Raw genomic sequence first — 11,566 nt, forward strand, 5'->3', positions numbered from 1 at the left:
ACACCTGCTGGTTCACCACCAAGGGCGACAACCGGGTGTGGGCGTACGACGCGGTGAACCAGCGGCTCGACCTCGCGTACGACGACTCGCTGGTGCCGGCCGGCGCCGCGCCGCTGACCGGCGTCGACAACATCACCGGCACCGCCGGCGGCGACCTCTACGTGTCCGAGGACGGCGGCAACATGGAGATCAACGTGATCACGCCCGCCGGTGTGGTGACCCCGTTCCTGCGGCTGCTCGGGCAGTCCGAGTCGGAGATCACCGGGCCGGCGTTCTCGCCGGACGGCAGCCGGCTCTACTTCTCCTCCCAGCGCGGCACCAGCGGCGTCCGGGCCGGCACCGGCGGCATCACGTACGAGGTGCGCGGTCCGTTCCGGCGCTGACGCCGCCCGTCAGGCGCGGGCCGCCTCCCGGGCGGCCCGCCACCGGCTCGCCGCCAGCGTCGCGGAATAGCCGGACAGCACGATCACGTGGAACAGGTACAGCCACAGCAGCACCGCCACGCCGCCGCCGATTTCGTCGAAGCCGCCGAACGGCACGCCCAGGTCCAGCGGCAGCGAGCAGAACAGCACGAAACCGTGCAGGAAACCGGACAGGTTCGCTGCCGTGAACGAGCCCAGGACGACGGTGGCGAGCCAGTCCGGGGAGGCCGGGCCGACCACCCGGAACACCCAGATCAGCACCGGCGTGAGCACCAGCCACACCGCCAGGAACGACAGCACGACGCCGAGCGCGCCGATCCAGCCGCCCTGGCGTACCAGCCGGGTGGTCAGCGGCAGCCCCAGCAGGATCGACAGCAGCAGCGCCGGGGCCGGCGCCAGCAGCGGGAGCAGCAGCAGCCGGCCCCGCCAACCGACCAGCGCACCGGACTCGGCGCGCGGCTCGGCCACCGAGACGAACGCGCGGCGCAGCCCTTCGCCGTACAGCGAGGCCGGCAGCAGCGAGGCCAGCGCCAGCAGCGGAGTCAGCCCCAACCCGGCCTCGACGAGCGCGGCCGCCGCCCGGTGCGCGCCGATCTCGGTGGGCAGCGTCTCGATCGCGTACCCGGTCAGCCGCCGCACCCGGTCCGCCCCGGCGAGCAGCCCGGTCAGCCAGATCGCCAGCAGCGCCACCGGCACCACGGCGATCGCGCCGTAGAACGTGATCGCGGCGGCGTGCAGGGAGAGATCCCGGCCGCGGACCGGCCGGAACGCCGCAGCCGTGATCCGCTTCGCCCGATCCCACCCGTCGCCCATCGCCCTCTCGTTCCCCGTACGGCCCCGCGCCACGCATTACGATCCGGCGGCATGACGATCGCCACGACCGACCGGCTGGTGCTCCGGGACTGGACCGAGTCCCCGGACGACCTGGCCCGGATCTACGACATCTACTCCCGGGACGAGGTGATGCGCTGGCTGGGCGGCGGCAAGGGCCGGATGACCGACCCGTCCGAGGCGCGCGAGCGGGTCCGGTCCTGGCACGAACGCTGGGCGCCGTACGGCGGCCGCTGGGGCCTGTGGGCGATCGAGCCGCGCGCCGGCGGGCCGGTGGCCGGGAGCATCCTGCTCAAGCCGCTCCCGGGACGCGACGGCGTCACGCTGACCGACGACATCGAGGTCGGCTGGCACCTGCACCCCGACGCCCAGGGCAACGGCTACGCCACCGAGGCGGCCCGCGCGGTGCTGGAGCGCGAGTTCGCCACCGGCACCCCGAGGGTGTACGCGGTGGTGATGGCCGGGAACGACCCGTCGATGGCGGTGGCCCGGCGCCTCGGCATGACGCACGTGGGCGTGCGCACCGACTGGTACGGCGGTGCCGAGGTTGAAACGTTCGTCCTGGAACGTCCGGCCTGAGCCGTGCCGTTGGCAGTTCGCCCTCGGCCTCCTACGGTGGTGGGGATACGGGGGAGGCACTGATGGTCGACGGTGGCGACGCAGCGCGTTGGCTGCACCTCCACGCCGCCCGGGGCGGCCCGGACGACCTGTCGCTCCTGGTGAACCGGGTCGCGCCCGCCATCGGGGCCACCGACATCGTGATCTACCTGGCCGACTACACGCAGTCCTCGCTCGTACCCCTGGTCGGCGCGGGCGCGCCTCGGGACGAACTCACGATCGAGACGACGCTGGCCGGCCGGGCGTTCACCTGCCTCCAGGTGCAGCGCGCTCCCGACCGCCCGGACCGGCTCTGGGTGCCCCTGCTGCTCGGCTGCGAACGGCTGGGGGCACTGGAGATCGTGTCGTCGCGCGCCGGCGACCCCGCGCTGGACCGGCCGGCCTGGGAGGTTGCGGTCGCCGTCGCTCAGGTCCTGGTGAACCGCCGGCTCTACGGCGACGTCGTGGAACGGATTCGCCGCCGCCTGCCGATGCAGGTCGCCGCCGAGACCGTGTGGGGGCTGCTGCCGCCGCTGACCTTCGCAACGGACGAGCTGGTGATCACCGCCATCCTCGAACCGTGTTACGACGTCGGCGGGGACATCTTCGACTACGCGCTCAACGGTGACGTGCTCAGCGTCGGGCTCTTCGACACCTGCGGGCACGGGATCAAGGCGAGCGCGATGGCCTCGCTCGTGGTCAGCGCGTACCGCAACGCCCGGCGTACCGGTCTCGACCTGGTCGACACGGCGATCAGCATCGACAGGTGGGTCCGCTCCGAACACCCCGGCCTGTTCGCGACCGCGCTGCTCGCCGAACTCGACCGGCGGACCGGCGTGCTGCGGATCATCAACGCCGGCCACCCCGGCGCCATGCTGCTGCGGGACGGCAAGGCCGTCCGGGCACTGCCCGGACCGACCGCGCTGCCGCTCGGGCTGGGCAACCTGTCGACGCGGCGCCCGCGGGCGCACGAGGAGGCGCTGCACCCGGGCGACCGCATCCTCGCGTACACCGACGGCATCACCGACGCCCGGGGCGACGACGGGGAACGGTTCGGGCTGGACCGGCTCGTCGACTTCGTCGAGCGTGCCCTCAACGAGCGGCTGCCCAGCCCGGAGACGATGCGCCGGCTGGTGCGCGCCGTCCTCGCCTACCAGCAGGACCAGCTCGACGACGACGCCACCGCGATGTTCCTGGAGTGGCAGCCTCCGCACCTGCCGTTGGGGCACCTGGAGCACCTCACCGCGCCAGACGGGACGATCGCGTCCCCGTAGCGTCGAGGAGGCGATCGAGGCGTGATCGACACCAGTTCGCCGAAGTGGTGGCATCGCGGCGCGTGGGATGCCACCACCTCGGGGAAGTGGGGTCGATCATGCCGTCGGGCACTCCGGGACGAACCGGGGTGAGGCGCTGGGGAACAATGGTCCGGTGACCACTCCCCGAGATCTCGTGCTGCTCGGTTCGACCGGCTCGATCGGCACCCAGGCCATCGACATCGTCAAGCGCAACCCGGACCGCTTCCGGGTGGTGGCCCTCGGCGCGGGTGGCGGCAACGTGGAGTTGCTCGCCGCGCAGGCGCTGGAGCTGGGTGTGGAGGCGGTCGGTGTGGCCCGCGCATCCGCCGCGCAGGATCTTCAGCTCGCGTTCTACGCCGAGGCGAGCAAGCGCGGGTGGGCCACCGGCGACTTCAAGCTGCCCAAGATCGTGGCCGGGCCGGACGCGATGACCGAGCTGGCGCAGTGGCCGTGCGACGTGGTGCTCAACGGGGTGGTCGGCTCGCTGGGCCTGCCGCCGACGCTGGCCGCGCTGCACGCCGGGCGTACCCTCGCCCTGGCCAACAAGGAGTCCCTCGTCGCCGGCGGCCCGCTGGTCAAGGCCGCCGTCTCGCGACCGGGGCAGATCGTCCCGGTCGATTCCGAGCACTCCGCGCTGGCGCAGTGCCTGCGCGGCGGCGCCCGGGGTGAGGTGCGGCGGCTGGTGGTCACCGCCAGCGGCGGCCCGTTCCGGGGGCGGGGGCGCGCCGAGCTGACCGCCGTCACGCCGGAGCAGGCGCTGGCGCACCCGACCTGGAACATGGGCCCGGTCGTCACGATCAACTCCGCCACGATGGTCAACAAGGCGCTGGAGGTGATCGAGGCGCACGAGCTGTTCGACGTGCCGTACGCCGACATCGAGGTGATGGTGCACCCGCAGTCGGTGATCCACTCGATGGTCGAGTTCACCGACGGGTCCACGCTCGCCCAGGCCAGCCCGCCGGACATGCGGCTGCCCATCGCGCTGGGCATCGGCTGGCCGGACCGGGTGCCCGAGGCGGCCGCCGCGGTCGACTGGACCACTGCCCACGCCTGGGAGTTCTTCCCGCTGGACGACGCGGCGTTCCCGGCGGTCGCGCTGGCCAAGGCGGCGGGTGAGGCGGGACACTGCCGCCCGGCGATCTACAACGCGGCGAACGAGGAGTGCGTGGCCGCGTTCGTCGCGGGCCGGCTGCCGTTCCTCGGGATCGTCGACACCCTCCAGCGGGTGTTGGAGGACGCACCCGATTTCGACGAACCAGGTACCGTCGAGGACGTGCTCGCCGCCGAGTCGTGGGCACGGGCGCACGCCCAGGAGATCATCGTCGGGTCGGTGGAAGGAGCTCGATGAGCTATCTGCTCGGGGTGGTGCTGTTCGCCCTGGCGATTCTCATCTCGGTGAGCCTGCACGAGGCGGGGCACATGCTGACCGCCAAGGCGTTCGGGATGAAGGTCACCCGCTACTTCGTCGGCTTCGGCCCGACGCTGTGGTCGTTCAAGCGGGGCGAGACCGAGTACGGCATCAAGGGCATTCCGCTCGGCGGGTTCTGCAAGATCGTCGGCATGACGCCGCAGGACGACGACGTCGAGCCCGGGGACGAGAAGCGCGCGATGTGGCGCTACCCGGTCTGGAAGCGGACGATCGTGATGTCCGCCGGCTCGATCACCCATTTCGCACTGGCCCTGATCGCGCTCTGGATCATCGCGATCACCGCCGGCCTGCCGAACCCGAAGTTCCCCTCCACCGAGGACGGCTTCAAGGCGGAGCCGGCCGTGATCGCGCTGGCCCCCTGCGTCGTGGTGGAGAACGCGGCCCGCGCCTGCCAGGCCGACGACCCGGCCAGCCCGGCCGAGAAGGCCCAGCTCAAGGACGGCGACCGGATCACCGCGGTGAACGGCCGGCCGGTCTCCACCTGGGGCGACATGCTCGACGTGGTCCGGGCCACCCCGCCCGGCGCGGCCACCGTCACCTTCGAGCGCGACGGCCGGTCGCAGGAGGCCCGGGTCGACCTGGCCGCGGTGCAGCGCCCGCCGCTGGACGACCCGAAGGGCGCCACCTCGTCGGTCTCCGCGCTCGGCGTGGCCCTGCGGCCGAGCACCCCGCCGCGGGTCGAGTACGGCCCGATCGCCGCGTTCGGCGCCACCGCCGACTTCACCGGCACCATGGCGGTGCAGACCGCGCACGCCATGCAGCGCATCCCGCAGAAGGTGCCCGCGCTGTGGAGCGCGATCACCGGCAGCGAGCGCGACATGGACACCCCGATCAGCGTGGTCGGCGCCACCCGGCTCGGCGGCGAGGCCGTGGAGAACAACGCCTGGCTGGTGTTCTTCATGCTCTTCGTGTCGCTGAACTTCTTCATCGGCGTGTTCAACCTGCTGCCGTTGCTCCCGCTGGACGGCGGGCACATCGCCATCGCCTGGTTCGAACGGGCGCGCTCCTGGCTGTACGCGCGCATCGGCCGCCGGGATCCCGGCCGGGTCGACTACCTCAAACTCATGCCGTTCACGTACGCGGTGATCCTGATCGGTGGCGCGTTCACGCTGCTGACAGTCACCGCCGATGTCATCAACCCCATCACGCTCTTCTCAAGGTGAGTGCCTGAAGTGACCGCTGTCAGTCTCGGTATGCCCCCCGTACCGCCGCCGCCGCTGGCCCCGCGCCGGGCCAGCCGCCAGATCATGGTCGGTTCGGTGCCGGTCGGCGGCGGCGCGCCGGTCTCGGTGCAGTCCATGACCACCACCCTCACCGCCGACGTCAACGCCACGCTCCAGCAGATCGCCGAGCTGACCGCGTCCGGCTGCCAGATCGTCCGGGTCGCCGTGCCGTCGCAGGACGACGTGGAGGCGCTGCCCGCGATCGCCAAGAAGTCGCAGATCCCGGTGATCGCCGACATCCACTTCCAGCCGAAGTACGTCTTCGCGGCGATCGACGCCGGCTGCGCCGCGGTGCGGGTGAACCCCGGCAACATCCGGCAGTTCGACGACAAGGTCAAGGAGATCGCGCGGGCCGCCGGCGACGCGGGTGTGCCGATCCGGATCGGCGTCAACGCGGGCTCGCTCGACAAGCGCCTGTTGGCCAAGTACGGCAAGGCCACCGCCGAGGCGCTGGTCGAGTCGGCGCTGTGGGAGTGCTCGCTGTTCGAGGAGCACGGCTTCCGGGACATCAAGATCTCGGTCAAGCACAACGACCCGGTGGTGATGATCCGCGCGTACCGGCTGCTGGCCGAGAAGTGCGACTACCCGCTGCACCTCGGCGTCACCGAGGCCGGCCCGGCGTTCCAGGGCACGATCAAGTCGGCGGTGGCGTTCGGCGCGCTGCTGGCCGAGGGGATCGGCGACACCATCCGGGTCTCGCTGTCCGCCCCGCCGGTCGAGGAGATCAAGGTCGGCGCCGCGATCCTGGAGTCGCTGGGCCTGCGCGAGCGCGGCCTGGAGATCGTCTCCTGCCCGTCCTGCGGGCGGGCGCAGGTCGACGTCTACAAGCTGGCCGAGGAGGTCACCGCCGGTCTGGAGGGCCTGCCGGTGCCGCTGCGCGTCGCGGTCATGGGCTGCGTGGTGAACGGTCCGGGTGAGGCCCGCGAGGCAGACCTGGGCGTTGCCTCCGGCAACGGCAAGGGCCAGATCTTCGTCAAGGGCAAGGTCGTCAAGACCGTGCCCGAGGCGCAGATCGTGGAGACGCTGATCGAGGAGGCGCTGCGGATCGCCGACGAGATGGGCGCCGAGATCCCCGAGGAGCTGCGCGACCTGGTGCCGGGCGGCGCCACCGTCACCGTGCACTGATCTGTTCTCCGCGTCGCCGTGCGGCCGTCCCCGTCGGGGGCGGCCGCACGCGCCGTCTCAGGGCCGGGGCACGGCGGCGAACGGGGAGAGCGTGAACCAGCCGGGCGCGGCACGCCGCAGCGCCTCCGGCCCGCTCACCTCCACCGCGCCGCCGCGCAGCGCCGCCGCCCACCCCAGGTCGCCCATCCAGACCTGCACCAGGGCACGCAGGTCCGCGGTGACGGTCACCGTCACGTCGTGCCCGGGGTCGATGTCGCAGACGTCGGCTTCGCCCGCGGCGATCACCAGCCACCAGTCGCGCTGCGCCGCCGGCACGTCCCGGAAGCGGAACCGCACGACGGTACGCCCCGGCGGGACCGCGTCGTGGTCGACGTGCCGGTGCATGTCCCACAGCAGCAGCTTCGGGTCCAGGTCGGCGTCGCCCAGCTCGCCGATCCAGCGCACGCCCCAGGCGCCGAGCGCCTCCAGCACGGGCCGCAGCTCCCGCCCGGCGGCGGTCGGGACGTAGCGCACGTCGGCGCCGTCGACCCGCCGCTCCACCACCCCGGCGCGGACGAGCTGGTGCAGCCGGCGCGACAGCAGCGTGGGCGACATCCGGGGCAGGCCCCGGCGCAGCTCGTTGAAGCGTTCCGAGCCGCTGACCAGCTCCCGGACCACGAGCAGCGTCCACCGCTCGTCGAGCAGTTCCATGGCCTTCGCCACGGGGCAGAACTGGTGGTAGGAGGCCCCCATGGCGGGCACGCTACGCCCGGCCCGGCGGCCCGGCCAGGCGCCTGTCGGGAGCGGTACAGATCTCGTACTGGGGGCCGTGTCGTCCGCTGCCTAGCGTCCTGTGCAGGGACGACAGCTGAGGAGCGACAGATGATCGAGGAACGGGAACAGGACGCGGCGGTGAAGGCCCGGCACCGCGCGATGTGGGCGCTGGGCGACTACTCCGCAGTGGCCGCGCAGATGATCCCGCAGTTGGGGGCGACGCTGGTCCGGGCCGCCGGAGTGGGACCGGGCATGCGGGTGCTGGACGTGGCGGCCGGGACCGGCAACGCGGCTCTGCCGGCGGCCCGGACCGGCGCGCAGGTGGTGGCCGGGGACCTCACCCCGGAGTTGCTGGCGATCGGGCGGGCGGCGGCCGAGCGGGAGGGCGTGACGCTGATCTGGGAGGAGGCGGACGCGGAGGCGCTGCCGTACGCCGACGGCGCGTTCGACGCGGTGCTGTCCTGTGTGGGCGTGATGTTCGCGCCACGGCACCGGGTCGCCGCCGACGAGTTGCTGCGGGTGTGCCGGCCGGGCGGGACGATCGGCCTGGTCAACTGGACCCCGGAGGGCTTCGTGGGCCAGTTGTTCGCGGCCATGCGGCCGTTCGCGCCGCCACCGCCGCCGGGCGCGCAGCCGCCCCCGCTCTGGGGCGACGAGAACCACGTCCGGGAGTTGTTCGGCGACCGGGTCGACGCGCTCACGCTGGGGCGCGACGCCGTGGTGGTGGACCGGTTCGCCACGCCGGAACAGTTCCGGGACTTCTTCGCGACCCACTACGGGCCCACCGTGGCGGCCTACCGCGCGAACGCGGGCGACCCGGAGCGTACGGCCGGGCTCGACCGCGCGCTGACCGACCTGGCCGCCCGGCACCTGGACGGCGGCGTGATGCGCTGGGAGTACCTGCTCGTCACCGCGCGCCGGGCCTGACGGCACGCCGGTCGTGGTCCGGCCGGCGTGCCGTCGCGGCGGCGGCGCTCACTCGGACTCGGCGAGGATGGCGTAGAGCTTGCGCCGCGTCTCGTCGAGCACCTGCGCGGCGCGGGCGCGCTGGTCGTCGGTGCCGGTGGTCATCACCTGCCGCAGCGCCTGCATGGCCTGCGCGCCGGCGTCGCGGATGTCGTGCCAGCTGTTTACCGTCTGCTCGGCGAACTCCGCCCAGGGCGGGGTCTGCGCAGCGGCGGTCGCCTCGGCCTGGCCCTGTTCGGTGAGCGCGAAGCGTTTGCGCCCGCCCTCGGAGTCCGCGGCGGTCGCGATGACGCCCTCGTCCTCCAGCAGTTGCAGCGTCGGGTAGATCGAGCCGGGGCTGGGCCGCCAGGCCCCGCCGGTGCGGGAGTCGATCTCCTGGATCATCTCGTAGCCGTGCATCGGACGTTCGGTGAGCAGGGCCAGCACGGCGCCGCGCACGTTGGGCCGCCGGCCTCGTCCGCGCCCGCCGCGGCCCCGCCCGTGGCCGTGCGGTCCGGGCGGGAAGGGCGGCGGACCGGGGGGTACGGGCGGGAAGCCGAAGCCGCCCCGGCGGCGCATCTCGTCGTGCATGGCGTGCATGCGTCGATGGAAACCCATCAGGGCTCTCCTTCTGTCGTCGTATCACTGATGCATCAACGATATATCGGCAATGCATCGCCGACAAGACGCGGATGGAACTCGGCTGCAAACCGTACGTTCGTACTGTTAGGCTGCCGGCGTGCGCCTGCTTCCCGAACCGGGCCCGTCCCGGACCCTCGCCCTCTCCACGCTCGTCAACACCGTCGGGCGGGGCACCTGGCTCACCGCCAGCGCGCTCTTCCTCACCCGATCGGTCGGGCTCACGGTGGCCGAGGTCGGCGTGGCGCTCACCCTCACCGCGCTGGTCAGCCTGGTGGCGAGCACGCCGATGGGCTACCTGGCCGACCGCCTCGGCCCGCGCGGGCTCCAGATGGCCGCGCTGCTCGCCTCGGCCGGGTGCACCGCCGCGCTGGTAGCGGTGCGCTCGTTCCCCGGCTTCCTGGCCGTCGGCGTGCTGATGGCGCTCGCCGACGCGGGCACCCGGGGCGCCCGGGGCGCGCTGATCGCCGGCGCCGTCCCACCCGACCAGCGGGTCCGCACCCGCGCCTACCTGCGCGCGGTCACCAACGTCGGCATCTCGGTGGGCACCGTGCTGGCCGGGTTCGCGCTCGCCGCCGACACCCGCGGCGCGTACGTCACGCTGATCCTGCTCGACGCCGCGACCTACGTGCTGGCGGCGGCGGTGCTGCTGCGGCTCCCGCCGGTCCCGCCGGTACCCGCCCCGGCGCACGGACCGCGGCTGATCGCGCTGCGGGACCGCCCCTTCCTCGCCTTCACCGTGCTGGACGGGCTGATGTCCATGCACTTCTCGCTGATCAACATCGCCCTGCCGCTCTGGATCGCCGGGCACACCACCGCGCCCAACTGGCTGATCTCCGTCTGCCTGCTCGTCAACACGGTGGTGGTGATCCTGTTCCAGGTCCGCGCCTCGCGGGGCACCGAGGACCTGACCGGCGCGGGCCGGGCCGCCCGCCGGGCCGGCGTCCTGCTCGCCGGCGCCTGCGCGCTGTTCGCGGCCGGTGGCGGCGTGCCGGTCGCCTTCGCGGTGCCGCTGCTGCTGGCCGGCGCGCTGGTGCACGTGGTGGGGGAGTTGTGGCACGCGGCGGCCGGCTGGGGCATCTCGTTCGGGCTGGCCCCGGCGCACGCGCACGGCCAGTATCAGGGGGCGTACGGGATGGGCATGCAGCTCGGCTCGATGGTCGCCCCGGTGGTGGTGACCACGCTCGCGATCGGCTGGGGCGTGCCCGGCTGGCTGGTGCTCGGCGGGGTGTTCCTGCTGCTCGGCGCACTCGTGCCGCCGGTGGTGCGGTGGGCCGCCCGGACCCGGCCGCCCGTGCCCGAACCGGCGCCCGTGACGGTCGGCTGAGCCGCCGCTCACCGGAGCGGTCCGGGGTGCCCGGTCGGCCCGCGCGCCCCGGCGCGGATCTGGCAGGCTGGTAACCGTGCTCACGATGCCGGTACGCCAACTCGGGGAGTCGGAGCGCCGCGCGGTCGAGCGGCTGCTCGACCTCGACCCGTACGCCGGCGCGCAGGTCGCCGAGCGGGTGGCGGCGCGCGGGCTGGCCTGGTGGCGGGCCGAGGCGCGGATCCTCGGCTACGGCTCCCGCCGCAACCTGGAGTCGATCTGCTGGCTGGGTGGCAACCTGACGCCGGTGCTCGCGTCCGAGCCGGCGGTGACCGCGTTCGCCGAGCAGTTGAGCGGGCAGGAGCGGCTCTGTTCCTCGATCGTGGGCCGCGCCGACGCCGTGCTCGGGCTCTGGGACCGCCTCTCCGCGTACTGGGGGCCGGCCCGGGACGTACGCCCGAACCAGCCCTTGCTGGCGACTGACGCGCTGCCCGCCGTGGCGCCCGACCCGGACGTGCGGCGGGTGCGCGGCAGTGAGGTCGACCGGCTGTTCCCGGCCGCGGTGGCGATGTACACCGAGGAGGTCGGGGTGTCGCCGCTGGCCGAGGACGGCGGGCGCGGCTACCGGCGCCGGGTGACCGAGTTGGTGCGCGCCGGCCGCGCCTACGCCCGTTTCGTCGACGGGCGGGTGGTCTTCAAGGCCGAGCTGGCGGTGGTGACCCGCCGGACCGCGCAGGTGCAGGGCGTCTGGGTGGCGCCCGAGTGGCGGGGCCGGGGCATCGCCACCGCCGCGATGGCCGCTGTGGTGCGCGACGCGCTGGACCGGGTCGCGCCCACCGTGAGCCTCTACGTGAACGACTTCAACCTGCCCGCCCGGCGGGTCTACGAGCGCTGCGGCTTCCGCCCGGTCGGCACGCTCGCCACAGTGCTGTTCTGAGGATCACGTCCCGCCGGAGGTCCCGAACCGGACACCCGGCGCTAGGCTGGGCATGTTTTTATAC

Annotated in this window: 11 protein-coding genes and 1 pseudogene; 9 read left to right on the forward strand and 3 right to left on the reverse strand. The window is 73.3% G+C overall.

The genetic code is table 11. The annotated features are described in order from the left end of the window. Positions 1-383 (forward strand): annotated as a pseudogene (locus tag KBX39_RS10660) (DUF839 domain-containing protein); the annotation flags it as partial. A 9-nt stretch (positions 384-392) separates the two neighbouring features. Here KBX39_RS10660 and KBX39_RS10665 read toward each other — a convergent pair. Further along, complete coding sequence (locus KBX39_RS10665) at positions 393-1,235, reverse strand: YhjD/YihY/BrkB family envelope integrity protein (RefSeq protein WP_043325870.1); 843 nt, start codon at positions 1,233-1,235, stop codon at positions 393-395. A 51-nt stretch (positions 1,236-1,286) separates the two neighbouring features. On the opposite strand from KBX39_RS10665, the gene KBX39_RS10670 reads away from it, so the two are divergent. The 5 genes from KBX39_RS10670 to ispG all read left to right on the forward strand — a co-directional run bounded on the left by KBX39_RS10670 (position 1,287) and on the right by ispG (position 6,922). After that, on the forward strand, positions 1,287-1,832 hold the full coding sequence (locus KBX39_RS10670) for a GNAT family N-acetyltransferase (RefSeq protein WP_043325869.1): 546 nt from the start codon (positions 1,287-1,289) through the stop codon (positions 1,830-1,832). Positions 1,833-1,894: 62 nt separating this feature from the next. After that, on the forward strand, positions 1,895-3,124 hold the full coding sequence (locus KBX39_RS10675) for a PP2C family protein-serine/threonine phosphatase (RefSeq protein WP_210870284.1): 1,230 nt from the start codon (positions 1,895-1,897) through the stop codon (positions 3,122-3,124). Between the two features lie 154 nt (positions 3,125-3,278). Continuing rightward, complete coding sequence (gene dxr / locus KBX39_RS10680; RefSeq protein WP_210870285.1) at positions 3,279-4,493, forward strand: 1-deoxy-D-xylulose-5-phosphate reductoisomerase; 1,215 nt, start codon at positions 3,279-3,281, stop codon at positions 4,491-4,493. Next, positions 4,490-5,737 carry an RIP metalloprotease gene (locus KBX39_RS10685; RefSeq protein WP_030504229.1) on the forward strand — a complete coding sequence of 416 codons (1,248 nt, stop codon included), beginning with the start codon at positions 4,490-4,492 and terminating at the stop codon, positions 5,735-5,737. The genes dxr and KBX39_RS10685 overlap by 4 nt, the downstream gene beginning before the upstream one ends. 9 nt (positions 5,738-5,746) lie before the next feature. After that, complete coding sequence (ispG, locus tag KBX39_RS10690; RefSeq protein ID WP_030504228.1) at positions 5,747-6,922, forward strand: flavodoxin-dependent (E)-4-hydroxy-3-methylbut-2-enyl-diphosphate synthase; 1,176 nt, start codon at positions 5,747-5,749, stop codon at positions 6,920-6,922. A 57-nt stretch (positions 6,923-6,979) separates the two neighbouring features. Here ispG and KBX39_RS10695 read toward each other — a convergent pair whose 3' ends face one another. Continuing rightward, positions 6,980-7,654, reverse strand: coding sequence for a helix-turn-helix domain-containing protein (locus tag KBX39_RS10695; protein WP_043325864.1), 675 nt, complete (start codon positions 7,652-7,654; stop codon positions 6,980-6,982). Between the two features lie 129 nt (positions 7,655-7,783). Between KBX39_RS10695 and KBX39_RS10700 the strand changes: the two genes are divergently transcribed. Beyond that, a complete protein-coding gene (locus KBX39_RS10700) occupies positions 7,784-8,602 on the forward strand; it encodes a class I SAM-dependent methyltransferase (RefSeq protein ID WP_210870287.1) in 819 nt (272 codons plus the stop codon). A gap of 48 nt (positions 8,603-8,650) precedes the next feature. Here KBX39_RS10700 and KBX39_RS10705 read toward each other — a convergent pair whose 3' ends face one another. Beyond that, entirely contained in the window at positions 8,651-9,238 is a 588-nt protein-coding gene (locus KBX39_RS10705) for a PadR family transcriptional regulator (protein WP_030504225.1), read from the reverse strand. 121 nt (positions 9,239-9,359) lie between these two features. On the opposite strand from KBX39_RS10705, the gene KBX39_RS10710 reads away from it, so the two are divergent. Next, positions 9,360-10,586, forward strand: coding sequence for an MFS transporter (locus KBX39_RS10710; protein ID WP_043325862.1), 1,227 nt, complete (start codon positions 9,360-9,362; stop codon positions 10,584-10,586). A 76-nt stretch (positions 10,587-10,662) separates the two neighbouring features. After that, positions 10,663-11,502 (forward strand): DUF4081 domain-containing GNAT family N-acetyltransferase, encoded by an 840-nt coding sequence (locus tag KBX39_RS10715; RefSeq protein WP_043325861.1) that lies wholly within the window; start codon positions 10,663-10,665, stop codon positions 11,500-11,502. Positions 11,503-11,566 lie beyond the last annotated feature (64 nt).

Source organism: Micromonospora sp. D75 (assembly GCF_018070405.1).
Classification (GTDB): domain Bacteria; phylum Actinomycetota; class Actinomycetes; order Mycobacteriales; family Micromonosporaceae; genus Micromonospora; species Micromonospora chalcea.